The sequence below is a fragment of the Bacillus sp. YKCMOAS1 genome, assembly GCF_030268125.1.
GTDB classification, from domain to species: Bacteria; Bacillota; Bacilli; order Bacillales; family Bacillaceae; genus Bacillus; species Bacillus safensis.
In genome coordinates this window covers 398,359-423,277 of the sequence record NZ_BSEI01000004.1, presented here as the reverse complement: position 1 = coordinate 423,277, position 24,919 = coordinate 398,359, and the positions used below count along the sequence as shown (strand labels likewise).

Sequence of the window (24,919 nt, the reverse complement as noted above, 5' to 3'; positions counted from 1 at the left end):
AGTAGATTAAAATTTAAGAAGATTATAGTTCTTATTATTCAATATTTGTGTGATTTTGGATGAATTCTTTTCTAAAATCTTCTGGAATTTTCTGAGTCGGAAATACAACTAAAATCCAACCTAATACAATCTCATCAAAAGTTCTCCACGTTTTTAGCAATTGTTTATTCATATGTTCTAATGGTTGGTAAAATATCATCACTCAATGCCCAATCAAACTCTTGAAACAAAAAACAATCAAATGTCTTACGGAAGACTTGTTGTGGCAGCTCTTTATTTGTGTCAAACACATGATCTACTAAATTCTGATAGAATTTGAATTCTTTTTCTGAACGAATAAATAAGTTTTCAAGCCGTTTCAAACAACTACCTCCACTCTTGTCGAACTAGTAGTTTTTTAATTCTTCCTCTATATCTTCTTTTAATGTTTGAATTTCAATTGACACCGAATTATTTCGATTATAGAAAATGGACGGATTGAATCCATCTGCTATCATACCCGGGAGCCACTCTTCTATAAAGTCTTCTAAATCAATCATTTCTGGCACTGTTTTTTCCCATTGATCGATTGCGCAATAAGCGGCATGATCCTTTGTCGCCCAAAAATGAAGCTGCGGTACACCACGTTCATCCTCTTACATAACCCAGCCCTTCTCGTTGCTTAATGACCAAACCTCTTCTAAATCAACAATCTTTTTGATGAAGTAGTCATAACGCTTTTTCGCAGATAACTGGATGGTGGTTTCTAATTCTTTCGGATGCATGGACATTGCGTCGCTCCTTATCTATTTATTTACTGTAGAAAACGGCATGATTTTAGAGATTACTTATTGAATACGACGACTCCATACGGATTATAAAACGAATCAGCTTCGGAATAAATATCGTATTCAATAAGAGCTGGCCCGTCATCACCTAAAATAATGTTCTTTTTCTTATGTTCTTCTTCCCAAAAGCCCATTTAAAATACACTCCTTTATATTTTTGCGTTCTTGATTTCCACAAGTGTTATGCTATTCTCATTTTGTCTTATCACAATAACCGTAAACTTGTATAAACAGGTTTATTTGTATGTTTGAATAGTGCTACTTCATGATCAGTTAACCACTTAAGCTCTCGCATATGATAAGAAATTTCTTCCAAATAGGTATCGGTTTTAGCAATTAGTTTTTTAGATAATATCTTTCTTTTATTGTCTTCAATGACAAGATAGAGAGTAAACTGCTTTAGATCTAACTCGATCAGAGGATATGCTTTCTTTTTTTTATCGGGGCTTAGTTTTGTTTGTTTTCCTTTTATCTCAGCTTTATATTTCTTTTCTTTCATTTTTTGAAATGTCGCTTTGACGAGCTGACTGTCCCAATTTTTTAATTCACACAGATAGAACACCGCTTTTTCCAAAGTATCAGCTAAGATCTTTTTCTTATTTGTTGCATTTTGAAATTCACTGTAACAGAAGGGTACTTCTAGCTCATAAGTATTTTTTAAAAATAAGATGTCAGGTTCATTTTTAGAAGTACTAATTAATTTGTAGTCTTTAAAAGATCCACATATAAAAACAATAGCCTCACAATCTTTCGTTTGAATTCTTTTCCCTAATTCCCATAAAAACATTTCAGTTATACAAAGGGATTGGCTAGCTAAGTTCCCACAATCGTCATCTGACATTAATTGGATATATTTCAAATACACTTCTTATAATCCTCCTTTCTAGAATCACTTTCTCCACCACATTCAAACTAAGGAACCTTAATTTCTATTTAAAGGAAATTAATCTTTTTAAGGATTTTTCTAATAAATCACGTGGTATATGGTCATGACTAATATAGTGAAATATTGCAATACCATTTTCCAATGAGAGAATTGTCCATGCCATTTCTTCAGGTGAAAGAGTACATGTAAGGTTCTCTTTTTCTATTAAATTCTCAATGGATTGAGAGATTTGTTTTACCGATTGTAGGATCATATTTGACCACTGACACCTTACTTCCTCATTTCTCATTGAATACAAAAGAAATTCCATATTTAGCAGGCTCCACGTCCGATTTTCTTCAAAATTTTGAATAGACTGTTGATTCATTTTTTCTGGAAAGTGTAAAAGAGAAGGCTGTTCTGCTAATAAAGCATTGATTTTTTTAACATGTAATTGCATTTGTTGTTCCAATAGAGCCAGAAAGATCTCTTCCTTTGAATGGAAATGCGCATAAAAGGCCCCTTTGCTAAATCCCGCATATTCTGCCAATTTATCAATGGAGACCCCATGAAAACCATACTTGGCGAAATTCTCAACAGCAGAATTTATGAGTAATTTCCGTGTTTCATCTTTCCTTTCGTTTTGCGTTTTTCTTTGTCTAATCATTCCTTTACCTCCTTATCTTGACAATAATACCATATAGAATTAATATACCAATTAGTATATTAATTCTATATGGTATATATCTTGATGTACAGCATAAACAATTAATCGCTATGGAAAAGGAGCAAAACAATGCGAAAGATGGGGAAAAAAATTCACAAAACGAAAAGGGACATAATCGCTCAAACAGTTAAATCAGGAATTATTACATCAAATTTAATCCCAATGTGTGCTGGCTTAACCTTGGCATTATACACTTATCAAATTGACATCCTTCATAAATCTATTGAGATACTATTTGCATTTGCAGGTTCAATTTTATTAATTGGTGCTGCTGGAGCTTTAAACAATTTGTATGATAGGGACATAGATTCCGTGATGAATAGAACAAAAAACAGACCTACTGTAACAGGAGAAGTCAATCTTAAAAAAGTTCTATGGCTTAGTATCTTAATGTCTGTTTTAGGATTGATTTTTTTAGCATTTACAACCTATCTAGCAGCTATTATAGGATTGATTGGTTTACTTTTTTATATTTTCCCTTATACAATGTGGAGTAAAAGAAAAACCGTTTACAACACAGAAATTGGTAGCATTTCTGGGGCAATGCCGCCTCTCATTGGTTGGACGGCTATTTCACCAGACATCTCACACCCAGCTATTCTGGGGTTATTTTTCATTACAATTATTTGGCAGATGCCGCATTTTTACTCAATAGCTATTAGAAAGCAAAATGAATACAAGGCAGCAAACATTCCCATGCTACCTGTTGTAAAAGGAATGAAAAGAACATACTTGCAAACCAATCTTTATATCTTAGCAATAACCTTAAGCAGTTTTCTTTTCCGTTCTTTAAGCATAGGGCTTGTGCTTATGTCTTTTTTTCTAGGTTTTATATGGATTTGTTTAAGTATTTTAGGTTACAAGCGAATGAATTCAGAGAAGTGGGCATCTTTTATGTTTGTCTATTCACTAATTTATATGACAACTCTTTATTCAACGGTCATTATCTATACTCTTACTCGTCAAATTTTTTGATTTATTCAAACCTTAGTTCTGTAGACGACCATAAAAAAGTTCATATAAAAAGCACCCTACACGGATGCTTCAATCAAATGATATTTTTTCAAAATACGATAGGTGATTTCTTTTGCTTCTAGTCCTGTGCCTTCGATATTTGTGGCGAAGATGTAGGTTTTGTTTTTATGTTTGATGAAGCCTACGTACCAGCCGATGCCTGAGCCGGAGCCTGTTTTTCCGTATAGGGTGGCATGTTTCTCTTCTTCTTGTATCATCATTCGTTTGACCGTTCTCATGACAGATAGGTCAAATGGGAGACTTTCTTCATATAGCTGTTTGAGGAAATGGACTTGTTCTACTGGAGAAATGCGCAACGAACTGCTTAACCAAAATTGATCGATTCCGCCAGATATGTCTTCATTGCCATAGTGTATGGCTTTCACCCAATGGCTCATGCGTTCTTCCCCGATGTCACGCGCCATGGCTTGATAGTACCAGACGACTGAATCTCTCATGCCAGAGCCCAGTGTATGATCCTTATTCCAGTTATCAATTTCTCTTTTTACTCCGTCCCAATATTTGATGTCATATTCATCTCTCACCGCGCCGGTTTGGAGTCCGATGAGGGCATTTGCCACTTTAAATGTTGATTGTGGGGCAAAGCGCTTATTCGCTCTTTTTTTGTTATATACCCATGGCGATTTTTCTTTTACTTCTTGGATCACAAATGTGCCTTCCCTGTCTTTCAAGAATTCATCATCTACTGACCATGCTGGTGATGTTCCCTCACTTGATGACGGCTGACCGATACAAAGCGCCATCAGCAAAATGAAGAAAACTAGCCATTTCATATGCTTTTTCTTCAAAAAACCGCTCCTTTTCCCATGATTTGTATCGATTGTAGCATGCCTGAGCGATGAGACATAAGGTACGCTTGTCCTCTTTTCTGCCAAATAAAAAAAGCCGGTTTCATCCGGCTTTCTGATCATATTAGCTTTCTTTTTTCTCTTCAATGGCCTGCTTCGCGATTTTTGAAATCGTCATATCATCCATTGGCGGGTTATGGAGCCCAGCACGAATATCTCGATAGTAACGCTGCAGCGGACAGCCAAGACTCAAACTTTTTGCACCGACTAAACGCATGGCTTTATCAACCACCTGCAGACTATGATTGACGACTGTATGCTTCACTGCACCGAATTCATTGATTAACAGCTCTCTTTTCTCAGGCTGCTCATACAATGTTGTCGTTGAATAGATGACGTGGCGTGCTTGCTTTAGTAGTAAATCAATTTCGCCAATCAATGTTTGGACATTTGGCAGGTCACTAATCGTTCCGCTGATACTGTTCGGTGAATGAGTGATGGCATACTGAACTGCATAATCTCTTGCCGCTTGCGCAATCCCTAAATAGCAGGAAGGAATATGTGCGATCCAAGGGTTTAATGTACCGCCTCGAGGTCCTTTTTGCACTTCAACAAGCATGTCATCTGAGACCACAACTTGATCTAAGATTAAATCATGGCTTTCTGTTCCTCTCATGCCGACAACATCCCATGTTTCTTCTATAGAAACACCTTCTGTATCACGGTGAATTAAGAAGAATCCCATCGCTTCTTTTTCTTCAATCCATACGCCGACTAAAAAGTATGTGAGAGCTGGTGACATCGTTGTGAAAATTTTACGTCCATTGATCACCCAGCGATCACCTGATTTAATCGCTGTTGTTCCAGGCTTGCCGCCTCTTGTTGGGCTGCCTGTCTGTGCCTCACTCACAGCGCGGTTGACAAGGGCGCCCTTCTTCACTTCTTCCGCAAAGAATTGCAGCTGTTTCTCATTCCATAGTTTCTTTTCATAAATTTCACCTACAACTCCTTGGTGCCAGCCGATCGATAAGGCAGTTGCTCCGTCCATGCTCCCAAGCGTTTCTTGAAATAGAACCATATCTGTTACAGATTGACCTCCGCCTCCATATTCAGCGGGGAGAGACAGGGTTGTATATCCCATGTTTACTAATGATTCGATATTCTTTTTAGGAAAATAAGCGCCTTCATCATGTTTTTTTGCGTTTTGTTCGATCGTTTCACGAAGAGATTCCAGCTGATTGAGCCATGTTTTTTGAAAATCGGTATCGACAAATAATGCTTTAGACAAAATGTATCCAACTCCTCTGTTTCTCACAATCTATGATATCTCATTTTTCCAATTGGAATGAATAAAACACACTTTACTTATAGGATTTAATGTGTTAAATTTTATCAATATTAAGTACATCTGTCAAAGGAACGTGATGCTTTTATGATCTCAGCTACTAATCTACATAAATCTTATGGGCAGACCCATGTGTTAAAAGGCATTGATTTCTCCGTACAAGAAGGTGAAGTGGTCGCAATTATTGGACCGAGCGGATCAGGAAAAACAACACTTCTCCGCAGTTTAAACAGCCTCGACATTCCAGACAAAGGAGAGCTGACTGTTGGAGAAGCCACGATTCAATTTGAACGATATCATAAAAAAGATCTTTTAAAACTAAGGCAGCAATCTTCCATGGTATTTCAGCATTATCACTTGTTTCAAAATAAACGGGCACTTGAAAATATTACAGAGGGATTGATTGTGTCTCAAAACATGTCTAAGAAAGAAGCAGAAAAGGTTGGAGAGCAATTTTTAACGCGGATTGGACTGCTTCATAAAAAGGATGCATTTCCGAGTGAACTATCTGGCGGGCAGCAGCAGCGGATTGGAATTGCCCGCGCTCTTGCGATGAATCCTGCGGTGCTTCTGTTTGATGAACCAACGTCCGCACTGGACCCAGAGATGGTTGGAGAAATCCTTGAAATGATCAAGGATATTGCAAGCCAAGGGATGACGACGGTCATTGTGACGCATGAAATTTCCTTTGCAAAGGACGTAGCGGATACGGTGATCTTTATGGCAGATGGGGAAATTGTTGAAAAAGGCTCACCAGAAGATGTTCTGATGAAGCCTCAGCATGAACGAACGAAACAATTTTTATCCAGAATTCATCGCAGAATGTGGCAAGGATCGGAGGAAGACATATGAAGCAAAAGACAGCATTCATGACATCTGGTGTCCTTCTGTTTCTCCTCTCTTTGATTGGCTGCAGCAGTGTAAAAACAACAACAGATGATGGGAAACAAATTGTGAAGGTCGCACTGAGTGCAGAGGTCAATCCACCCTTTTTAGCGACAAATGACCGAAATGAACCGATTGGCTATAACATTGATTATTTAAATGAAGTGGAAAAAAGACTTCCGCACATCCATTTTGATTACATCTTTGGCGAGGAAGAATCCAATCTTATTGGTGTTGGCGCTGGGAAGTTTGAAATGGCGGCTAATTGGTTTTTCAGTAACCCTGAACGCGAAAAGCGGTTTCTTTATCCCAAGGTTCCGTACGGCTATTCGATGACAGGTTTAATTGTGAATGAATCAAACCAGGATATTCAATCGCTTGACGATATGACATCTAAAAAGCTCGCTCCAGTCAGTCCTAGCGGCGGATTGCGCTCTATATTAAATCAATATAATGAAGAACATGATCCAGATATTCCGCTGACAACCATTGAGAGCCCTTCAAATGAACTCAACTTAAAGCGCGTTGAAAGCGGACGGTCCGATGCGGCCTTTATGAATATTTCGACCTTTGATACCATTCAAAAGCATCTGAATCTGAAGGTCAAAGTGGGCGGGATCGTGTCAAAGGAGCCGATCTATCTTGTCTTACAGCCAAGTGAGAAGCAGCTTGCAGCAGATTTGGACCGGGTTACACAAGAGATGATTGATGATGGAACATTGCCTAAGCTTGCGAAAAAGTGGTTTGGAATTGATTTCTTTCAAGATATTGACTACATCTCAGAGCAAGGCTATCAATATGAAGAAAGGAAGGAAGCGTCATGACGTTTACAGCTGGAGATTGGCTGCGGATCTTTTTACAGGTGCTTGAACGCCTGCCACTCACTTTTCTCATTATTGTAGTATCATTGTTTTTCGCTATCATAATAGGGCTTTTATTTGCATGCATTCGTATTAAGCAAATCCCAGTGCTGAAGCAATTGGCTGTTGTCTATTTATCTTTTACACGAAGTACGCCATTAATTGTTCAGTTATTCTTAATTTATTTTGGACTGCCTCAGCTTTTACTTGTGGCAGGAATTCAAATCAACCATTGGGATCGTGTGTTATTTGTGATGATGACGTTCTCTTTACATACGGGCGCTTATTTATCTGAAGTTTTTCGCAGTGCGTATTCATCAGTTGGGAAAGATCAGCTGGAAGCCGCCTACATTGTTGGGATGACAGATACACAGGCCTTGATCAGGATCATTATCCCGCAGGCCTTTCTCATTGCTCTGCCAAACCTCGGAAATTACACCATTGATCTTGTGAAAGACACGGCGATTGCCTTTACGATCGGGCTCATCGATATTATGGGACAGGTGAAGATCATCTTAGGAAATAACTATGGAATCGGCATGTTTGAAGTGTACGTGATCATTGCGATTGTGTACTGGCTCATTTGTATGAGCATTGAACTAGTCACCATGCTGCTTGAAAAGAAATTTGTAAAAGGCCGCACCAGCCTGTCACGTTAAGGAGGCGATTTAGATGCAAACCATTGATATTCCATTTGCGATTGACCAAGTACCTCATATTCTAAAAGGCGTTCCTTTCACCTTATTAATTGCACTAGTTTCTATGGCTGTGAGTCTTGTGATCGGATCTGTTTTTGCTTTCATTCGTCTCTTTCGCATCCCTGTACTCAGGCAGCTGGTCACGCTCTACGTCTCCTTTTTTAGAGGAACGCCTCTTATTGTTCAACTGTTTGCTTTCTTTTATGGGCTTCCTTTTGTTCTAACTAGCATGAGCGGCACATTTGGGCTGACCTTTCACCCGGATATGGTCTCCCCATTAGCTGTTGCTCTCATTACCTTCAGCCTGCATTCAGCCGCCCATTTAACAGAGGTGGTCCGAAGTGCACTTCTCGCAGTAGACAAAGGGCAGCTGGAAGCGGCAAAAATTGTAGGCATGACCACAAGGCAGGCGATGATTCGCATTATTTTGCCGCAGGCTTTTGTTGTGGCCTTACCGAACCTAGGCAATCAGCTCGTTCAGCTATTAAAAGCGACATCTCTTTCGTTTACAATTGGGGTACTCGAAATCATGGGTATTTCCCGGATCATTGCAAATGACGGCTATCAGTTTTTAGAAACTTATCTCGTCTCTGCTTTGATCTATTGGCTGCTGAGCATTTTCTTTGAATTAGCTTTTGCATTATTAGAGAAACGTGTCAGCGTATACGGCAGAACTCTCGGGCGTTAAAAAGTCGATCAGGCACAAAAACCTGATCGACTTTTTTATTCACCCTTTTTTGGTATGTTAAACAGTTCTTTTGGTGCGAGTTTGAGCTTTGGTGCTGAGCCGAATACGACAGGTACAGAAATATATCTGAACTCTCCTTTTCCATCCATGCTACGGCCATGTGCCCATCTGCCTTCCTTGCTTTCTTCCCGTTTTGAGAAGTTAAACAAATCATGGGAAAGTGGTTGGTACGACGACATCCTCTTCTCGCTCTATTAAACATCTTTTCAATTATCACTATTCAACCGCAGCTCTCTTTATGAAATGACCTGATCACATAAAAAAAGAGAATGGCTTATGCCATTCCCTTTGTTATCTTACTTATTCAGCACTGACTAAAATTTTCACTTGATCTTTTTCATTGATTAAAGCATGGAAGCCATCCTCGATCACATCGTCCAGCTTGATTTTTTTCGTGACGAGTGTGTCTGCAGAGAAATAGCCTTTTCTCATTAAGTTTAATACAGATGGGAATACGTCTCTGTAGCCGATAATTCCTTTCACTGTACGTTCTTTGATGACAATATCATTCGGCATAATTTCTGCGCCTTTTTCCCAAATACTCACAATGACTGTTTCGCCTGCAATTTTAGTTGATTGGATTGCTTGCTTCAATACAACAGGTACACCCGTCACTTCAAAAGAAACATCGACGCCACCGTTTGTACGGCTTGCGATTTCTTGAACAACATCTTCATATTGAGAAGGATCTACAATGATCGCTCCAAGCTCTTTTGCTTTCTCTTGGCGTTCTTTCGATAATTCAACTGCATAAATATCAGTAGCACCAGCTGCTTTTAATGCTTCAATGACAAGTAAACCAATTGGTCCGCAGCCAAACACAGCCGCTGTATCCCCAGCTTGTACTTTACTAGAACGTACCGCATATAAAGCAACTGCAGAAGGCTCAACAAGCGCGCCTTGCTCATAGGAGATTTCGTCTGGTAATAAATGAAGTAATTCTTCATCAACTGATACATATTCAGAGAATCCACCGCCGCCTCCGGCAAGTCCTAAAAAGCCCATGTTTTCATCTAAGTTATAAGCACCTTGATGCCCGTGAGTTGCAAAAATAGGTTCTACAACCACTCGATCGCCTACTTTGTAATTGCTTACGCCTTCTCCTACTTCAACAACTTCCCCAGAGAACTCGTGTCCCAATGTAATTGGTGCTTTTTCTTTTGTAAGTGGATGAGGTTCATTCACAGGAATGAAGATCGGTCCGCCTAAATATTCATGTAAATCACTACCACAAATGCCGCACCATTTTACTTTCAGTTTCACTTTACCTGGAGCAACTGTTGGTTCGTCAATTTCCTCTAGTCGAATGTCCTTTTGATCGTGCCAGCGTAGTGCTTTCATTTGTAAGACTCCTTTTCTCATCAATTTAATTAACTTACTTAAATAATGATAACATAATTTTTTTAATTTTCTAAGTAGGATGCACTATTTTTTTGACAGTCAATGGACGAAAGATGACAAAACATAGCAATAGACAGATAAGAAGCATACAAATACACCCAACGATGACGGACATTCTGATCGATAAAATATGAGCGAGCCCGCCGAATATTCCCGTCATGGCTATTGTCAAAATGGCTTCAATTAAAGCATAAAAGCTGGCTATCCTTCCCATCACCTCTACTGGGATATTTGTTTGATAGAACGTCATAAAACCTGTATTCGCAAAAGCTAAAAAGAAAGCTAATATAAAAAAACCACCGGCTGCTACAAATAGTGTGCTGGAAAATGCATATATAAGATAGCCAAACGCCACAAACAAACTGCCGACTCCAAGCATCAGCGAAACTGACAGCCTTTCGACAATGACCGAATTAAGACTTGCCCCTGCGATGATGCCTGCTCCAGCCACACTAACAAGAAGGCCATATTGGGTATCAGTCAGCATCAGTACTTCTTTTGCAAAAACTGTTTCAAGTGAGTCAATGGCTGTAGGAAGGACCGATATTGCCGCGCTAAATAATAAATATACCGCCATGATTTGGCGTGACGTCAGACTAAATCGCAGAACCAGCTTTGCATCCTCTTTTAACATTGAAAGGGAAAACCCCTTTTGGCCAGCATCTGTTTTGAGCAAATTCGGTAAACACATCGTTAACAGAGCAGATATCAAAAGGCAGAACGCATTTACATAAATTGAAAGAACAGGCGTCCCGATGAGAAAAAGCAGACCTGCTGCTGCGGGTCCAAGTAAAAATCCACCGGATTGTAATAAAGAGCGAATGGCATTAAACCGTTTTCGGTTATCGGCCGGGATGAGTCCTGTCATATACACCATCGACGCTGGATGAAACATCGCTTGTGCCATCTGTATGAAAAACACCATGACATACAGGATAAGCAGATGTCCTGAAAATAAGGCAAAAGGGATGCATGCAATGAGCAAAGCACGGGTAATATCTAAACTGATCATCACATTCCGCTGATTCAGCCTGTCAATCAAACTGCCAGACCAGCTATTGGTCAAAAGAGAAGCTGCCGGTCTTAGCAAATAAACTGCTGTTACAGCAAGAACAGAGCCCGTTTCTTGAAAAATAAGCAGATGGAGGGCAATCATATAAATCCATTCTCCTATGTTTGCGATCCCGATGGCTCCAAGCAAAATACTCATATCCCGCCAATGTTTTTTCATCATTGTCCCCCCTATTTGTCATAAAAAAAAATCCCGCCCCCAAGACATTTCTGTCTTGAGGACGGGATTTACTCCGCGTTGCCACCTCAGTTCATTCATCTGTTGCCAGATGAACCTTAGCGGGTGATCACTCACCCTTCTCTGTAACGGGAGAAATTCGCTGCACCACCATCCGAGAGAATCCGGTGCAGAGCTAAGAGGCTTGGTTCCATCATGCTTCCCAGCTCCTTCTCAGCTTCACGGAGTTCTCTGTGTGGGGCAGCTATGATGTACTCTTCTCTATTGGCGCTGTGTCTTTTTTTCATCACGATCTTCAGCTGAATTGTTACATATTGTACTGCCGCTTGATCAAAGCGTCAATGTTTTTTTCATGTTAATCCGCATAAATCATTTTTCTAGTCATGCCGCCATCAACAACCAAATCTGTGCCGGTCACAAATTGATTGTCTTCATCTGTTAAATAAAAACAAGCTTTCACAATATCCTTTGGCGTGCCGACTCGATTGGAAAGATGCTGCTGATGGTCAATTTCTCGAAGACTTTTCTCATCCTTCGTTTCAATCCACCCAGGGGAAATGCTATTCACCGTAATGTGATCCTGACTAAAAGAAACCGCCAAGGCATGAGTAAGCGCGGAAATCCCGCCTTTTGATGCAGCATATGCTTCTGTATGAGGCTCTGACATGGTCGCACGGGTAGAAGAAATATTCACAATGGAACCGCCGTTTGGATTCTCTTTCATAAAACGCGCTGCTTCTCTAGCACATAAGAAAGTCCCTCTTACGTTTGTATGCAGCACATGATCCCACTCATCGACTGTTAACTCATAAGGCGATGCTGTGCACATGACGCCTGCATTATTGATGAGAATATCAATCGTTTTGCAGCGCTCCGCCGCAAACGACATTAAGCGCTGAATATCCTTCTCCTGTTTCACATCCGTTTTGAAGAAATAAACTTCATAGGACTCTTTTCTCAGCTGCTCCTCCAAACGCTTTCCCTTTTCTTCATCAATATCAGCAAGCACCACACGCGCCCCTTCTTTTGCATAGCCGCAGGCGACCGCTTCACCAATTCCATTGGCTGCGCCTGTGATGATGACGGTTTTATGTTGAAAATTCATCATTCATCCAATCCTTTCTCCATGAGATGTTGTCGTCTATCATACCATTTTGAGGAGTATGCATGAATAAAAAGCCCTCTACCGCAATTGAAAGCCATAGAAGGTTTTTTAAAACTAAAATGGAACGAAGAAAAGTGATTAATAGGATCTGATATTCTTCAAACCAATCACCATAAAAACAATTGTAAAAGCAGCTAAAACTGTTATGTCTAGTAATAAGATTGATTGGTTGACAGTACCGCTCATGATCTCACCAAAACCAGACATCATCCATGTTTGCGGTATAGCCAAAGAGATCTTCTTCATAATGTCTGGAACGATATCTAAAGGCCAATAAATACCACCTAGCATGCATGATCCTACAATGACAATTGCACTAAATACTTCAGCTTGTTTTTTTGTATGAGATAAAGTGGCAATCATAAAACCTAAACTCACGACTAGCCCTATAACAAATGATCCAAACACTAGAATATGAATCAAGTTGCCTAAGTACATTTGAAAGAACACAGATAAGATGGTCAAAAGAACACCCAGTTGTATCCACCCAAGGAGGAAATAAGCCATAAAATAGCCCAGAAGCACATATATTTTATGAATTGGACTAGAAAGCAACCTTTGCCATGTATAATCTTTATACTCCAAATGTATAGATGACACAGAGCTTGAAATCGCAAACATCATAAACATAATTGTAAACCCAAGCGGTATCAAATTTGGCTGCTGGCTTGCTTGACCATCTTGATTTTCTTCAACCAATGAAATGGTGCCAGATCCATTTAACTTGTGCAATGCATTGGTGAGAGAAACACTTTTCTGCTCTTTCACACCCTGATTGATTTGATAAATGATGGCTGCTGTCTCTTTTAAATAGGGAGATAAGACTGCATATTCCTCAGTTTTCTTATAAACTGTCACATCAAAAATCTCTTTATTTTCTTTTAGATGGGACTTTAATTGGTTTGCCACTTTCACAGACGCAACTACCTTTTCTTTAGATACTAAATCTTTTGTATCGCTTTCAGTCGTCTTTACCCAAAGAAATTTTGTGTTTTTTTCGAGAATATGAAAAATCTCTTGATCCAGTTTACCTTGGCCGGGCTCTAGAATAAAAGCAACTGTCGGTTTCTTTGTATCAGATGCGGTACTTCCAAAGATAAAACTAAATACCATTGGCATAACAAATAAAAAAATGAGAGTCAATGGGGACTTTAATGTTTCTTTTAGCTTTAACGTGATAATGGCTAATATCTTATGCATAACGATGCTTCCTTTCAAAAGACATTCTTAATAAAGCAATGATGAAGAAAGCTAGTCCCATCCCACAGCTAAGTAATAATCCGCTTTGAATTTCATTAAAATCAGCACCTGCCATACTTTTCAAAAACATTTGAAGTGCAAGAGAATTAGGTAAAAAATAGCTGATATCAATCACCCATTGTGGGAATAAGTATAAGGGCACCATACTCCCACCTAAAGCAGCTAACACTTGAGTTCCTAAAATCCCCACACTGTTAAACGTTTTTTCTCTATTGATAAAAGAACTAATTAGCACCCCGAAACCTGCAGCATTTAATATAAAACTACATCCGATCATAACAACAGTAAAAGGCTCTCCCCAGTTCACCTTAAAGACAAAACTAGTAAATAAAATAATGACCGCAAGTTGAATTATACTCATCAAAACAATACCCAATAACTTCCCAACGATGTAACTAGTATTGCTTAATTTTGATACAATCAGCCTTTTATAAACATCTTCCTCTTTTTCCTCTATCATACTTCCAACTAGAAAAACAACAGTCATTAATAAAAAAAGCACACCCATCCCGCCTGCGTAGTATTGGAAGGATGTAATCGGCTGGCTGCTGATATGAATATTTCTCTCGTTCACTAGTTCTTTTTTGAGTTGATCAGACACGATCTCCACTTCTTTACCTTTATTCAACGGCACCAGAATACGATTCATATGATAATTTTGAAAGAATTGCAAAACCACATTTTCCAGAACCATTTCCTGTAAGTTTGAATTAGGTCCTTTCAAAATATTCAATTGCACATGATCGTGATTCAATATGCTTTTTTCAAAATTCGGCTTGATGATTATACCCATTGTAATGTCCCTACTATTTAAATCTTTCTCTAGTTGATTTTTCGAGGTGACCTTCACATCAAATATGTCACTGAGTTCACTCTTAGACAATGTTGAAAGAAACATTTTACTTGTAGCGGACTTATCTTGATCTGTTATTCCTACTCGAAATGAATTGATCCTGATTTCATCTTTCTTCATGTTATCTCCAAATGCTGCACCTAAAATAGCAATTAATATGATAGGCATAAAAAAAAGTGTAAAAAAGCTTTTCTTATCCCTAAAAAACAATAATAGATCTTTCAGTACAACCCAAATGCTCATATGCTCACCTCCAAACAGCCTAATCCCTCAATTTTTTACTAGTTAAATATAAAAATACATTTTCTAGGTTTGGTTCTACGATTTCTGCTGAAATAATTTGAACATTTAATGCAGTCACACCTTGAATGAGACGACTTAATAGCTGTTGAGGATGTTGATCAAATATTTTAATTTGATTTCCGTGAATCACGATTTCCTTTAACGGATCTTCATCATTTATGTATTGACACACTCGATCTATTTCGCTCTGTCCATGTTCACGTTTAATAGTAAAAATAATTTCCCTTTGATTGCCGACAAGCTCACTTAATTCATGTTGATCTCCCATTGCAATGATCGATCCGTGGTCCAAAATAGCCATTCTTTCGCATAAATATTCGACTTCTTCCATGTAATGACTAGTATATATAATTGTCATCCCTTCACTATTTAACATTTTTACTGTTTCTAGTATGTGATTTCTTGATTGTGGATCTATACCTACAGTCGGTTCATCCATGATTAATAGTTTCGGTTGATGCAAAATCGAGCATCCGATATTCACTCTTCTTTTCATTCCTCCAGAGAATACTTTCACTTTGTCATTTGCTCTATCTTCAAGACCAATTAACTTAAGTGTTTCTTGTACTCTGCTTTTTAACTCCTTTCCTTTCAGTCCGTACATTCTCCCCCAAAATATTAAATTTTCTTTTGCTGTCAAATGTAAATATAAAGCGATCTCTTGCGGGACAATACCAATCATTTGCTGTCCCTTTTTTGTTTCTTTATTTAAATCTAAACCTCCAATCGTTACAGATCCACTCGTTGCACGGATAAGCCCTGTCAAGATGCCAATTAATGTGGTTTTCCCAGCACCATTCGGTCCCAATAGACCAAATGATTCTCCTTTTTTTAAGTGAAAGGTTACCCCTTTTAATACCTGTTGATCCTCATAACTTTTCTTAATATCATGTACTTTTAGCACCCTATCTCTCTCCTCTAATCTGTATATCGTTCTCTCACATAAAATCCCTTATAATAAATACCATCCAATAAAATCATAATTCACAGTAAAAAAATTCTACTAAAGATGGATATTTCCAATCTGTTCATTTTAACATGTTACGGAATGCAGGAGAATAGTACAGGCTTTTTAAAATTTTGAAAATACAAAAAAACTCACAAGGTATTCTTGTAAGTTTTTTAATAAATTCTTTGTACAGATAAATACAAATTTCAGTCATATTACAAGCACAGGGGGTTGTCACCCCTCACAAATGTTTGAGTCTGCTTTGTCCAGAAAAGTTTAATCGACATTTTTATCCTTTCCTGAAAAGAGCAATCCAGTCATCTACCTCTATTGATCCTATTTGATCCTCTCTCTTTTTCAATCTATAATATTGCTTTATCTTCTCGTTAGCATCTAACAAGTATTTTGTAACGATCTCTTCTTCCTTTAAAGTTTTCGTTGTTCGCTTGACCCATTCCTGAAAAGGATAACGTTTTTTTCGTTCCATTGATCTCACTTCTTTTAATCCCTCTTCTAAAAACAATTTCCCCCATTGTTTTGTCGATAGACAGGAGACATGACTTGAGTCTCTCAATCGTTCTAGCTCATTGATAAATAGTGCAAGCTCTTCATCATTTGGCGAAACATTATCAATAAAGAAAAACAGACCATTTGACTTTAATACACGAGATGCCTCTTTGGCAAACTGTTCAGGGTGCGGGAAATGGTGTGCTGCAATTCGGCATGTGACCATATCAAATGTGCCATCTAAAAAAGGAAGGCTTTCTGCATCCGCTACTACATAAAAAATTTGTGGATACGCTTTCAAATGAAGTGATGTATGAGAAAGCATGTCTTTCGTTAAATCCGTCGCAAACACTTGTTTCACATATGGAGCCAGTGTTTTTGCGGTATGCCCGCCACCAGTTGCTATATCGAGAACGACCCAGCTTTCTTCTGGAGCTGTCCATTCAACAATGAGATCTAGGTCTGCTCCCTTTGCATGAGTTTGACTCGTCACATACTTTTCTGCATTTCTCCCAAATTGTTCTATAACTCTTCTTTTGGCTTGATCTGCATTCATCTGATTCCTCCCCTTTGAAATAGATTGGATTTTCTACAATAAAGAGCCGTCCCATTTTATTGAGCGGCTCCTTTCATGTTAAAAATTATCGAGAAAGCATCCCGTGCGGGTCAATGACAAATTTCTTCGCCACACCCGAATCAAAGTCACTATATCCTTTAGGGGCTTGATCAAGGTCAATGACGGTCGCATTGACGGCTTTGGCGATCTGTGCTCTTCCGCTTAAAATGGATTTCATTAAACTGCGATGATATTGCATAACAGGGGTTTGACCTGTCACAAAGGTATGAGCTTTCGCCCAGCCAAGTCCAATTCGCACTTTCAGAGAACCGACTTTTGCATCGGCATCCACTGCTCCTGGATCTTCTGTGACGTAAAGCCCTGGAATTCCAAGCTTGCCGCCAACTTTGGTAATATCCATAATTGTATTTAAAACGGTCGCTGGTGCTTCTCCCTGATCTCCATGACCCGAAGCTTCAAAGCCGACACAATCGACAGCACAATCGACTTCTGGCTCCCCTAAAATATTCGTAATTTGTTCGCCGATTCGATCATGTTTTCGTAAATTGATCGTCTCGCAGCCGAAGCTTCTTGCCTGCTCCAGTCTTTGCTCATTCAAATCTCCAACAATCACAGCAGATGCGCCAAGAAGCTGAGCCGAATGGGCTGCTGCAAGACCTACTGGGCCAGCACCTGCAATATATACGGTCGAACCAGGCTTTACTCCTGCCGTATAAGCACCATGAAAACCTGTCGGGAAAATATCAGAAAGCATTGTCAGATCAAGGATTTTTTCCATCGCTTGATCTTTGTCTGGAAATTTGAGCAGCTGAAAATCTGCATATGGAACCATGACATACTCGGATTGACCGCCAACCCATCCGCCCATATCTACATATCCATAGGCAGAGCCTGGACGGTCCGGGTTTACATTTAAGCACACATGGGTTTTTTGTTCCTTACACATGACGCAGCGTCCGCATGCAATATTAAACGGAACGGATACGAGATCTCCTTTTTGAATAAACTCCACATCTCGCCCAACTTCAACGACTTCACCTGTAATTTCATGACCAAGGACAAGTCCTTCAGGTGCAGTCGTACGCCCTCTTACCATGTGTTGATCACTTCCGCAAATATTCGTCGTCACTACTTTTAAAATGACGCCATGCTCACATTTGCGCCCCACATTGGCTTTAGGTACACCCGGGCCATCTTTTAAGACCAAATCAGGGTATCCAATATCCTCAACTGCTACTTTTCCTGCTCCTTTATAAACGACACCTTTGTTTCCCGACATGATTTCATTCCTCCCTTTTGTTTAAAAATGAAGTCTCTACAATTTTCTCTATTTCTTAAGCAATTTCCTTCTTCAAACCGCACATTATGTGAAAAAGAAGGAGATACATGTCTACGTGAGAAAGAAAAATGTGTCTTCCAGTGAAATAAAAAAGAAAATATTGAAAAAAAAGCTAAACTTTTGAAGAATGGTGTCGATATAAGAAATAAGCCAGACAGGTATCCTTAATCGACAAACAAATTCCTTATATATACTATCATTCCTTACACACCTGGCTGGCGCCTACCTTACATACAAAAGGCTCTTCTGATGAAGAGCCTTTATTTATTTTTACATTCGATTGCAGGCAAAGAGGCTCCTCTGACGAAGAGCCTCTTTTTGAGTGCTTGTTCATTACCTGGGAAATATTTTCATCATTTTAAAGCTTTGATACAAATGTATGTATCATAGTGATAAACCGAGACTTCTCTAAAGTGATATGCTGAAAACAGACGGCTGATCTCTTGTTCACTGTACGATGAAAAAGATGTTGACCGTTTTTGTTCCTTTATCAGCTCCTGCTTTTGAAAAGATAAAAATACTTCACCATCCACTTGAAGGACTCGGTACACTTCCTTCATAACTTGCTCAATATCCTTCAAGTAATAGATCGTCTGCACCGTAAATAATTTATTGAATGATCTGTCTTCAAAAGGTAATTGCTCAGCCTTGCCAAGCGTAATAACGGCTTTGTCCTGTTCCGCAAGCTTCTTATGTTTTCTTTTTGCATATTTAATCATATGACGAGAGGCATCCACTCCATATACTTTTCCGCGGTCAAGTTTTTCTGCTACCTTTGATAAGGTGATGCCTCTTCCAGTCCCAATTTCTAAAATTCGGTCATTTTCTTGTATATTTAAGAGTTGAAGCGTCCATTCATTGATATTATGATGATTTTTTTCCATATAGCGGGCAACCCATTTTGAGAACAAGCCTTTTGGTTCCCTCATTTGTTTTCCAATCCAGCTTTGAATCAATGTTAACACCTGCTTTTCACCAGTAAATATAACTATTTACAAATTTTCTTACTTTTCATATCGGCTCTCACCTAACAAAAATTAAGACCTAGTCCTAATTTATTTGTCCTTTATAAGACGCTCCTTTTCAGAAAATGTTTCGCAGAAAGTGAAAATTTTTTTGACCTGAATAGGCGTTTTCATTATTTGTGCTCAGATTGATTTCGTTTTCTGCATGAGCTGCATAATTTATAAATGTATCTTGATAAGATAAAGGTGGTGCTAGATTATGGGCTTTGGCGGTTATTCTGGAGGCTACTGCGGTGGCTACGGTGGCGGTTTTGCAGGCGGATTCGCATTGCTTGTTGTACTGTTCATTTTGTTGATCATCATTGGTGCAAGCTGGATTTGCTAATGTAAAAGGAGCAGGAAACCATGACGTTTCCTGCTCCTTTTCTTTAATACCAATAAGTCCGGTACTGATACATATAACGTCTGAGCATTTCCTCTTGCTCTCTTTGCATGCGGTATGGATTGCCGTACCCGTGCTTTAAGGAATGCGGAATAGATGCATATCCGTGCCCAACAGACGGAAATCTCATATATGGTGACATCGACATTTATTGATCACCTCACAATCTCCTTTTACGGTTATCATATGTGCAGGTGATCAATGTGGAGCGTGTCTAAACCTGGTCCTTCTCCCTCGTATAACAATCAAGCATGGCAAGCATCATAAACATGTCAATCTCCTCCTTTTCACTTTTTTCATTTCCTGTTTTAGTTCATATACTTTAGTTGTTTCTGTTTCATTTCTTCATAAAATGTTTCGACTTCTTGTTCGTAAAGAACAGTCTCAATATCCTTGTATTTACGTTTGATCGTCAATGTAATAAAAAATAAATGGATTGTCATATACGCTCACCTCCCTTCAGTTCGCAGCACGCGAAATAGCCCGCAGATCTTCTTTATCAGTTGACCTGCGGGCACACAAAAATACAGCTCAAAAGACATTGTCTTCCAACCTGCAATGGATGATACGTGTGAAATCCTCGTTTACTACTTAAACAGTTATAAAGCGTGCACCGTATAAGGCAAAGGAAGAACACGAACTCTTCCACAGGCTGATGACATGATGAAATTGTTGGTTGAATTGATCACAAGTAGATACGAATAACATATTCTTCAGCCTCCTTTACGTTTTTTTAATTACTTTGTAAGTATATCCAGCAAGCACCATTTTGTAAACCTGTTTTTAGTAATATAGATGATTTTTGTGTTTTTGACTAAATTTCTACAGTTATTCTTGTCCGATTGTCCAATACAATGAAAAAAGCCCCCTCAGGCACATGAGGAGGCTTTCGAATTAATCTTCATCTAATTCTTGCAGTTTCTTTTGAAAGAAAATCGCACGTTTAACACAAACAAAAGCTGCTAATAAGAAAACACAATCTATTCCCATCATCAGCATTTTTGGAGATGCTTCGATGTGCTGGTTCGGTAAGATCGTACCAATATATAAAAAGGTGCTGACAGCAAGCAAAATAAAAGCGTACTGCTTGTAATCTGTCACTAAATCACTCCACTTTTTCTTCACTTGTTTCACCTTCCAGTTATCAATGTCTATTCATAGCTTAACATAGTGAGAGAAAGCGAGGAGCATGTAAATCTATCCATTCGCCAGCGCGCTAAGTCCTTGCTTGATATCATGTAGTAAATCATCAACATCTTCAATCCCAACGGAAATACGAATTAAACCATCTGTGATGCCAAGCTCCTCCCTGCGGTCTTTTGGAATGGACGCATGGGTCATCCGGGCAGGGACAGAAATTAAGCTTTCTACTGCTCCAAGGCTTTCTGCGATCGTAAACAGCTTTAGCTGGCTCAAAAATACATCAACATGTTCTTCTTTTCCAATATCAAAAGAGATCATTCCGCCGAAGCCAGATGCTTGTGTTTTCGCAAGTTCATGGCCAGGATGAGTACCGAGACCTGGATAATAAACACGTGTGACAGCTGGATGTTGCTTTAAAAACTCAGCGATTTTCTGTGCATTTTGTTGATGTGCTTCCATTCTTAGCCCAAGTGTTTTCATCCCTCTCATGAGAAGCCATGAATCCTGCGGTCCAAGAATTCCGCCTGTCGAGTTTTGAACAAAGTGCAGTTCTTCCCCAAGCTCTTTCGTCGCTGTGACGACAAGCCCGCCTACGACATCACTATGACCGCCTAAATATTTAGTCGCACTGTGCAGAACAATGTCCGCGCCATATTCAATCGGCTTTTGGAAATACGGTGTGAAAAATGTATTATCGACAATCATCAAGATGTTGGCTTCCTTTGTCAATTCGCCGATGGCTTTTAGATCCGTCATTTTGAGTAAAGGATTGGTTGGTGATTCAATGTAAACGGCTTTTGTTTCAGGTAAAATGGCTTTTTTCACCGCTTCAGGATCACTTGTGTCAACAAAGGTTGCAGTAATGCCAATTCGGTTTAGCACCTTTGTGATGACGCGGTAGGTTCCGCCGTACACGTCATCTGTCAGGACAATATGATCCCCGCTGTTAAACAGCATCATCACCGCCGTAATGGCTGCCATCCCTGAACCAAATGCGTAGCCATTTGCTCCTCCTTCAAGATCACGAATGACTGTTTCCAGGGCTGTTCTTGTTGGATTTGCTGTTCTGGAGTATTCATACCCCGTATGTTCGCCTGCTTTCGGTTGCTTATACGTGCTCACTTGGTAAATAGGTACAGACACGGCGCCTGTTCTTTCATCACCCGTTGTTCCGCTGTGAATCATCATTGTTTTTGGTTTCATTCTATTTTCCTCCCTCATAAATTCCTTTACTTAAATATCGCTCACTGCTGTCAGGAAAAATGGTGACAATGACTGTCCCAGGTGCTGCTTTCTTTGCTTCCTCTAAAGCGGCAAATAAAGCGGCACCAGAAGAGCTGCCGATGAGAACACCTTCTTTTTCAGCTGCTTCTTTCACCATTCGAAACGCATCATCATCACTGACAGTGTAAATTTCATCGAATAAAGCCTGCTCCATATAATCTGGGATAAATTCAAGACCAATTCCTTCCGTTCTATGCGGGCCCGGATCCCCACCATTTAAAATTGACCCTTCAGGCTCCACAACAACCGTTTTTAACGACGGATGCTGCTCTTTTAAATAGGCGGCACAACCTTGAAAAGTCCCGCCAGATCCTGCTCCTGCGACGAATACATCGATATTCCCTTTTAAGTCGGACCATAATTCCGGACCGAGCGTTCTGTAGTAAGTCAATGGATTTACTTGGTTTTTAAATTGTAAAACACAATAGGCATTGTCAAGGCTTGCCTCTAGTTCAAGGGCTCGATCAATCGCACCCTTCATGCCTTCATTTCTTGGCGTATGAATAATCTCTGCACCGAGCGCCTTCATCACCTGTTGTTTTTCTTGACTAAAATGTTCTGGTACACAAAAAATGGTCTGCAATTGATGCTTTCTTGCACTTAGGGCAAGCCCAATTCCTGTGTTTCCAGCAGTTGCTTCAATAATGGTGCCGCCTGGACGCAGTTTGCCAGATGCTAATGCTTCTCTGATGAGCATATCACCTAAACGATCTTTAATACTTCCACCTGGATTCATCATCTCAAGCTTTGCATACACCTCAACGCCTTCTGGGACGCCAATCCCTGACAGCTTTAAAAGCGGTGTGCGGCCAATTAATTCGGTAATATCCTTTATGACAGCCATATAATTCCCTTCCTTTGCATGGAAAAGAAGGGGGAAACCCCTTCTTTTATTGTGTTTGCTTTATCATACGCAAGACAAGGTCGGTTGAGTGAATCGCTGCTTGCTCAAGGAATTGATCAAAGGAGATATTGGATTCTTTCCCTGCAATATCTGATAGCGCACGAACGACAACAAATGGCGTACCAAAGAGCTGGCATACTTGTGCAACGGCCGCAGCTTCCATTTCCACCGCATATAGCTCTGGAAACTTCTCTCTTACAAACGCTACACGATCCGGATCATTCATAAATGAATCTCCTGTTGCAATTGTTCCTTTTGCCACTTGAATATGATCGATCTCTAAAGCAGATTCCTCTGCCAGCTTTACAAGCTTTTCATCTGCAATGAAAGCAGCTGGAAGTCCCGGCACTTGTCCATATTCGTAATCAAAGATGGTCACATCTACATCATGATGTCTCACATCAGTAGAGATGACAATATCACCTACATTTAATGAGTGATGGAAACCGCCAGCAGATCCTGTATTGATCACATAATCTGGCTGAAAGCGGTCAAGCAGTAATGTTGTGCTGACCGCTGCATTTACTTTTCCAATCCCTGATTTTAATAAAATCACTTCTTTATCTTCATAAACACCTGTTGTAAATTCACACCCAGCGATGTTTTCTTGTGTAGCATTCTTTAGTTGATCTCTTAAAATCGTCACTTCTTCTTCCATTGCACCTATAACTGCGATTTTCAAAACAAAACATCCTTTCATTCCCTTTTCTTTGCTTCTACGATCCAAACAAAATCATTCATTTGATGAAAGGATGTGCTAAAACCTTCTTCTTCAAAGATTTGCTTTAGCACATCAATGGATGGATAATATTCCGTTTCTAAATCCTCTGCAAGCTGATCGAACCCTGCAGCTCTCGCTTTGTCGATTTCAGCTTGATGTGCTGCTTGATTTTGAAACATTGTATCAGCAAAGACTATTTTACCATCTGAGTGAAGGATGTTGCTATAGGTGTGAATGGCTTGTTTTTTTTCTTCATCCGTTAAATGGTGGAATGCATATGAGCTGACGATCGTATCCGGCTCAAAAGGCGGCGCTGGAAATGATAAAAAATCCCCATCATGAAATATATTTGGTATTCCTTTTTGAAGAGCTGCTTTCTTCATGGCATCTGATGGTTCAACACCAAACACGTTTTTATCAGCTGCAAGCAGGAGCGCTGTTAGATTCCCCGTACCGCTTCCAAACTCAAGAACATATTGGCCTGAACGGCGGGTAATTTCTTTTAAAATAGCCGGATACCGGCGAAACACTTCTTTATACTGCTCGTCATGACCACTCACCGTGTCGTCATAAGAGTCAGCCCAATGATCAAATAAAGAAAGAAATTCACGTCCCATTTTCTTTCCCTCCACTTTATCTTTTTATTCCTATGCGTATAGTATGTTTTATTCCGTCGAACAGTTCCTATCCTACCACAACTTCTGTTTCTTTCCTACTAAAAAATACTGGGAGAGGTAGAAAAACATTTGCCCTTCTGAGGGAGAGAGATTAAGATGAATGAAGAGTATAGAGAGGTGAATCAAATGGATTTTCAGCTGGATTTTTTAAAGGATAAAATTGAATTTTTTGAAGCAACATCTTTAAAAGAACTTGAACAAAAGATCCAAAAACAAATTGAACATAATCAGGCGATTCTGCTGACCGTTCATTCCGTCAGTCATCAAACGACCGTGATCGATGAGTGGATTTTGTATACAGCAGTTGTTCATTTTAAAGCGAATGTCTAAACAAAAAAGATAGCATATCTACTATCTCAGCGTGTAGACAAACCCTCGCATTCGTTGTCAGTTCTGCGTGCC

General features: G+C 39.5%; 30 protein-coding genes and 2 pseudogenes. 7 read left to right on the top strand and 25 right to left on the bottom strand.

What is annotated here, in order from left to right; all coding sequences use genetic code 11:
* Positions 1 to 164 precede the first annotated feature (164 nt).
* The 6 genes and pseudogenes from QSJ46_RS14795 to QSJ46_RS14775 all read right to left on the bottom strand — a co-directional run bounded on the left by QSJ46_RS14795 (position 165) and on the right by QSJ46_RS14775 (position 2,359).
* Positions 165 to 362: a hypothetical protein gene (locus tag QSJ46_RS14795; protein WP_285604915.1), complete on the bottom strand. Its 198-nt coding sequence runs from the start codon at positions 360 to 362 to the stop codon at positions 165 to 167.
* 24 nt (positions 363 to 386) lie between these two features.
* Positions 387 to 605 (bottom strand): annotated as a pseudogene (locus QSJ46_RS19615) (DUF2750 domain-containing protein); the annotation flags it as partial.
* A gap of 30 nt (positions 606 to 635) precedes the next feature.
* The gene (locus tag QSJ46_RS19610) at positions 636 to 770 is read right to left on the bottom strand and encodes a DUF2750 domain-containing protein (RefSeq protein ID WP_352230652.1); all 135 of its coding nucleotides are present in this window, start codon (positions 768 to 770) and stop codon (positions 636 to 638) included.
* 53 nt (positions 771 to 823) lie between these two features.
* Entirely contained in the window at positions 824 to 961 is a 138-nt protein-coding gene (locus tag QSJ46_RS14785) for a hypothetical protein (protein WP_160300382.1), read from the bottom strand.
* A gap of 71 nt (positions 962 to 1,032) precedes the next feature.
* Entirely contained in the window at positions 1,033 to 1,692 is a 660-nt protein-coding gene (locus QSJ46_RS14780; protein WP_285604914.1) for a hypothetical protein, read from the bottom strand.
* A 64-nt stretch (positions 1,693 to 1,756) separates the two neighbouring features.
* Positions 1,757 to 2,359, bottom strand: a complete 603-nt coding sequence (locus tag QSJ46_RS14775) for a TetR/AcrR family transcriptional regulator (RefSeq protein WP_047201959.1) — start codon at positions 2,357 to 2,359, stop codon at positions 1,757 to 1,759.
* 129 nt (positions 2,360 to 2,488) lie between these two features.
* Between QSJ46_RS14775 and cyoE the strand changes: the two genes are divergently transcribed.
* The gene (cyoE, locus tag QSJ46_RS14770) at positions 2,489 to 3,394 is read left to right on the top strand and encodes a heme o synthase (RefSeq protein ID WP_285604913.1); all 906 of its coding nucleotides are present in this window, start codon (positions 2,489 to 2,491) and stop codon (positions 3,392 to 3,394) included.
* 56 nt (positions 3,395 to 3,450) lie between these two features.
* On the opposite strand, the gene blaBPU is transcribed toward cyoE, so the two are convergent.
* Positions 3,451 to 4,242, bottom strand: coding sequence for a BPU family class D beta-lactamase (blaBPU, locus tag QSJ46_RS14765; protein ID WP_285604912.1), 792 nt, complete (start codon positions 4,240 to 4,242; stop codon positions 3,451 to 3,453).
* A 124-nt stretch (positions 4,243 to 4,366) separates the two neighbouring features.
* Positions 4,367 to 5,530 carry an acyl-CoA dehydrogenase family protein gene (locus QSJ46_RS14760; RefSeq protein WP_048238960.1) on the bottom strand — a complete coding sequence of 388 codons (1,164 nt, stop codon included), beginning with the start codon at positions 5,528 to 5,530 and terminating at the stop codon, positions 4,367 to 4,369.
* 144 nt (positions 5,531 to 5,674) lie between these two features.
* On the opposite strand from QSJ46_RS14760, the gene QSJ46_RS14755 reads away from it, so the two are divergent.
* From QSJ46_RS14755 to QSJ46_RS14740, 4 genes are read left to right on the top strand one after another with little or no spacing between them, the layout of a single operon-like run.
* Complete coding sequence (locus tag QSJ46_RS14755; RefSeq protein ID WP_483298737.1) at positions 5,675 to 6,439, top strand: amino acid ABC transporter ATP-binding protein; 765 nt, start codon at positions 5,675 to 5,677, stop codon at positions 6,437 to 6,439.
* Entirely contained in the window at positions 6,436 to 7,296 is an 861-nt protein-coding gene (locus QSJ46_RS14750) for an amino acid ABC transporter substrate-binding protein (protein ID WP_285604911.1), read from the top strand. The genes QSJ46_RS14755 and QSJ46_RS14750 overlap by 4 nt, the downstream gene beginning before the upstream one ends.
* Positions 7,293 to 7,991, top strand: coding sequence for an amino acid ABC transporter permease (locus QSJ46_RS14745; RefSeq protein ID WP_041086347.1), 699 nt, complete (start codon positions 7,293 to 7,295; stop codon positions 7,989 to 7,991). The genes QSJ46_RS14750 and QSJ46_RS14745 overlap by 4 nt, the downstream gene beginning before the upstream one ends.
* A 13-nt stretch (positions 7,992 to 8,004) precedes the next feature.
* Complete coding sequence (locus QSJ46_RS14740; RefSeq protein ID WP_047201963.1) at positions 8,005 to 8,718, top strand: amino acid ABC transporter permease; 714 nt, start codon at positions 8,005 to 8,007, stop codon at positions 8,716 to 8,718.
* Positions 8,719 to 8,753: 35 nt separating this feature from the next.
* Here QSJ46_RS14740 and QSJ46_RS14735 read toward each other — a convergent pair.
* From QSJ46_RS14735 to QSJ46_RS14690, 10 genes and pseudogenes are all read right to left on the bottom strand, one after another.
* Positions 8,754 to 8,976 (bottom strand): annotated as a pseudogene (locus QSJ46_RS14735) (manganese catalase family protein); the annotation flags it as partial.
* Positions 8,977 to 9,078: 102 nt separating this feature from the next.
* Complete coding sequence (locus QSJ46_RS14730) at positions 9,079 to 10,119, bottom strand: 2,3-butanediol dehydrogenase (RefSeq protein ID WP_107163316.1); 1,041 nt, start codon at positions 10,117 to 10,119, stop codon at positions 9,079 to 9,081.
* Positions 10,120 to 10,189: 70 nt separating this feature from the next.
* Positions 10,190 to 11,410: an MFS transporter gene (locus QSJ46_RS14725; protein WP_285604910.1), complete on the bottom strand. Its 1,221-nt coding sequence runs from the start codon at positions 11,408 to 11,410 to the stop codon at positions 10,190 to 10,192.
* Positions 11,411 to 11,783: 373 nt separating this feature from the next.
* Positions 11,784 to 12,533 carry an SDR family NAD(P)-dependent oxidoreductase gene (locus tag QSJ46_RS14720; protein WP_285604936.1) on the bottom strand — a complete coding sequence of 250 codons (750 nt, stop codon included), beginning with the start codon at positions 12,531 to 12,533 and terminating at the stop codon, positions 11,784 to 11,786.
* A gap of 138 nt (positions 12,534 to 12,671) precedes the next feature.
* Complete coding sequence (locus tag QSJ46_RS14715) at positions 12,672 to 13,793, bottom strand: ABC transporter permease (RefSeq protein ID WP_285604909.1); 1,122 nt, start codon at positions 13,791 to 13,793, stop codon at positions 12,672 to 12,674.
* Entirely contained in the window at positions 13,786 to 14,949 is a 1,164-nt protein-coding gene (locus tag QSJ46_RS14710; RefSeq protein ID WP_285604908.1) for an ABC transporter permease, read from the bottom strand. Before QSJ46_RS14710 ends, QSJ46_RS14715 begins: the two co-directional genes overlap by 8 nt.
* 19 nt (positions 14,950 to 14,968) lie before the next feature.
* Positions 14,969 to 15,913: an ABC transporter ATP-binding protein gene (locus QSJ46_RS14705; protein ID WP_047201968.1), complete on the bottom strand. Its 945-nt coding sequence runs from the start codon at positions 15,911 to 15,913 to the stop codon at positions 14,969 to 14,971.
* 334 nt (positions 15,914 to 16,247) lie between these two features.
* On the bottom strand, positions 16,248 to 17,021 hold the full coding sequence (locus tag QSJ46_RS14700) for a class I SAM-dependent methyltransferase (RefSeq protein ID WP_285604907.1): 774 nt from the start codon (positions 17,019 to 17,021) through the stop codon (positions 16,248 to 16,250).
* Between the two features lie 85 nt (positions 17,022 to 17,106).
* Positions 17,107 to 18,321 (bottom strand): formaldehyde dehydrogenase, glutathione-independent, encoded by a 1,215-nt coding sequence (fdhA, locus tag QSJ46_RS14695; RefSeq protein ID WP_024423097.1) that lies wholly within the window; start codon positions 18,319 to 18,321, stop codon positions 17,107 to 17,109.
* Positions 18,322 to 18,734: 413 nt separating this feature from the next.
* Complete coding sequence (locus QSJ46_RS14690; RefSeq protein ID WP_047201970.1) at positions 18,735 to 19,337, bottom strand: class I SAM-dependent methyltransferase; 603 nt, start codon at positions 19,335 to 19,337, stop codon at positions 18,735 to 18,737.
* Between the two features lie 268 nt (positions 19,338 to 19,605).
* On the opposite strand from QSJ46_RS14690, the gene QSJ46_RS19645 reads away from it, so the two are divergent.
* Positions 19,606 to 19,731 carry a YjcZ family sporulation protein gene (locus tag QSJ46_RS19645; RefSeq protein ID WP_008342643.1) on the top strand — a complete coding sequence of 42 codons (126 nt, stop codon included), beginning with the start codon at positions 19,606 to 19,608 and terminating at the stop codon, positions 19,729 to 19,731.
* Between the two features lie 43 nt (positions 19,732 to 19,774).
* On the opposite strand, the gene QSJ46_RS14680 is transcribed toward QSJ46_RS19645, so the two are convergent.
* From QSJ46_RS14680 to QSJ46_RS14650, 7 genes are all read right to left on the bottom strand, one after another.
* Positions 19,775 to 19,936, bottom strand: a complete 162-nt coding sequence (locus QSJ46_RS14680; protein ID WP_155267112.1) for a hypothetical protein — start codon at positions 19,934 to 19,936, stop codon at positions 19,775 to 19,777.
* A 160-nt stretch (positions 19,937 to 20,096) separates the two neighbouring features.
* Entirely contained in the window at positions 20,097 to 20,231 is a 135-nt protein-coding gene (locus tag QSJ46_RS14675; protein WP_064497892.1) for a YrzI family small protein, read from the bottom strand.
* Between the two features lie 451 nt (positions 20,232 to 20,682).
* On the bottom strand, positions 20,683 to 20,913 hold the full coding sequence (locus tag QSJ46_RS14670; RefSeq protein WP_034279976.1) for a YrhC family protein: 231 nt from the start codon (positions 20,911 to 20,913) through the stop codon (positions 20,683 to 20,685).
* Between the two features lie 72 nt (positions 20,914 to 20,985).
* Positions 20,986 to 22,134: a bifunctional cystathionine gamma-lyase/homocysteine desulfhydrase gene (locus tag QSJ46_RS14665; protein ID WP_039180222.1), complete on the bottom strand. Its 1,149-nt coding sequence runs from the start codon at positions 22,132 to 22,134 to the stop codon at positions 20,986 to 20,988.
* Between the two features lies 1 nt (position 22,135).
* Entirely contained in the window at positions 22,136 to 23,059 is a 924-nt protein-coding gene (locus tag QSJ46_RS14660; RefSeq protein ID WP_212044109.1) for a PLP-dependent cysteine synthase family protein, read from the bottom strand.
* A gap of 46 nt (positions 23,060 to 23,105) precedes the next feature.
* Entirely contained in the window at positions 23,106 to 23,801 is a 696-nt protein-coding gene (mtnN, locus tag QSJ46_RS14655) for a 5'-methylthioadenosine/S-adenosylhomocysteine nucleosidase (protein WP_024423101.1), read from the bottom strand.
* Between the two features lie 14 nt (positions 23,802 to 23,815).
* On the bottom strand, positions 23,816 to 24,457 hold the full coding sequence (locus tag QSJ46_RS14650; RefSeq protein WP_212040057.1) for a class I SAM-dependent DNA methyltransferase: 642 nt from the start codon (positions 24,455 to 24,457) through the stop codon (positions 23,816 to 23,818).
* A 186-nt stretch (positions 24,458 to 24,643) separates the two neighbouring features.
* On the opposite strand from QSJ46_RS14650, the gene QSJ46_RS14645 reads away from it, so the two are divergent.
* The gene (locus QSJ46_RS14645; RefSeq protein ID WP_285604935.1) at positions 24,644 to 24,847 is read left to right on the top strand and encodes a DUF2536 family protein; all 204 of its coding nucleotides are present in this window, start codon (positions 24,644 to 24,646) and stop codon (positions 24,845 to 24,847) included.
* Positions 24,848 to 24,919: the final 72 nt, after the last annotated feature.

Bases quoted from the DNA above. Each gene is read 5' to 3' on its own strand.
- QSJ46_RS19610 (WP_352230652.1), bottom strand. From the start codon at position 770: ATGTCCATGCATCCGAAAGAATTAGAAACCACCATCCAGTTATCTGCG.
- QSJ46_RS14785 (WP_160300382.1), bottom strand. From the start codon at position 961: ATGGGCTTTTGGGAAGAAGAACATAAGAAAAAGAACATTATTTTAGGT.
- QSJ46_RS14775 (WP_047201959.1), bottom strand. From the start codon at position 2,359: ATGATTAGACAAAGAAAAACGCAAAACGAAAGGAAAGATGAAACACGG.
- cyoE (WP_285604913.1), top strand. From the start codon at position 2,489: ATGCGAAAGATGGGGAAAAAAATTCACAAAACGAAAAGGGACATAATC.
- QSJ46_RS14755 (WP_483298737.1), top strand. From the start codon at position 5,675: ATGATCTCAGCTACTAATCTACATAAATCTTATGGGCAGACCCATGTG.
- QSJ46_RS14750 (WP_285604911.1), top strand. From the start codon at position 6,436: ATGAAGCAAAAGACAGCATTCATGACATCTGGTGTCCTTCTGTTTCTC.
- QSJ46_RS14745 (WP_041086347.1), top strand. From the start codon at position 7,293: ATGACGTTTACAGCTGGAGATTGGCTGCGGATCTTTTTACAGGTGCTT.
- QSJ46_RS14740 (WP_047201963.1), top strand. From the start codon at position 8,005: ATGCAAACCATTGATATTCCATTTGCGATTGACCAAGTACCTCATATT.
- QSJ46_RS14730 (WP_107163316.1), bottom strand. From the start codon at position 10,119: ATGAAAGCACTACGCTGGCACGATCAAAAGGACATTCGACTAGAGGAA.
- QSJ46_RS14725 (WP_285604910.1), bottom strand. From the start codon at position 11,410: ATGAAAAAACATTGGCGGGATATGAGTATTTTGCTTGGAGCCATCGGG.
- QSJ46_RS14720 (WP_285604936.1), bottom strand. From the start codon at position 12,533: ATGAATTTTCAACATAAAACCGTCATCATCACAGGCGCAGCCAATGGA.
- QSJ46_RS14715 (WP_285604909.1), bottom strand. From the start codon at position 13,793: ATGCATAAGATATTAGCCATTATCACGTTAAAGCTAAAAGAAACATTA.
- QSJ46_RS14710 (WP_285604908.1), bottom strand. From the start codon at position 14,949: ATGAGCATTTGGGTTGTACTGAAAGATCTATTATTGTTTTTTAGGGAT.
- QSJ46_RS14700 (WP_285604907.1), bottom strand. From the start codon at position 17,021: ATGAATGCAGATCAAGCCAAAAGAAGAGTTATAGAACAATTTGGGAGA.
- fdhA (WP_024423097.1), bottom strand. From the start codon at position 18,321: ATGTCGGGAAACAAAGGTGTCGTTTATAAAGGAGCAGGAAAAGTAGCA.
- QSJ46_RS19645 (WP_008342643.1), top strand. From the start codon at position 19,606: ATGGGCTTTGGCGGTTATTCTGGAGGCTACTGCGGTGGCTACGGTGGC.
- QSJ46_RS14680 (WP_155267112.1), bottom strand. From the start codon at position 19,936: ATGTCGATGTCACCATATATGAGATTTCCGTCTGTTGGGCACGGATAT.
- QSJ46_RS14675 (WP_064497892.1), bottom strand. From the start codon at position 20,231: ATGACAATCCATTTATTTTTTATTACATTGACGATCAAACGTAAATAC.
- QSJ46_RS14665 (WP_039180222.1), bottom strand. From the start codon at position 22,134: ATGAAACCAAAAACAATGATGATTCACAGCGGAACAACGGGTGATGAA.
- QSJ46_RS14660 (WP_212044109.1), bottom strand. From the start codon at position 23,059: ATGGCTGTCATAAAGGATATTACCGAATTAATTGGCCGCACACCGCTT.
- QSJ46_RS14650 (WP_212040057.1), bottom strand. From the start codon at position 24,457: ATGGGACGTGAATTTCTTTCTTTATTTGATCATTGGGCTGACTCTTAT.
- QSJ46_RS14645 (WP_285604935.1), top strand. From the start codon at position 24,644: ATGGATTTTCAGCTGGATTTTTTAAAGGATAAAATTGAATTTTTTGAA.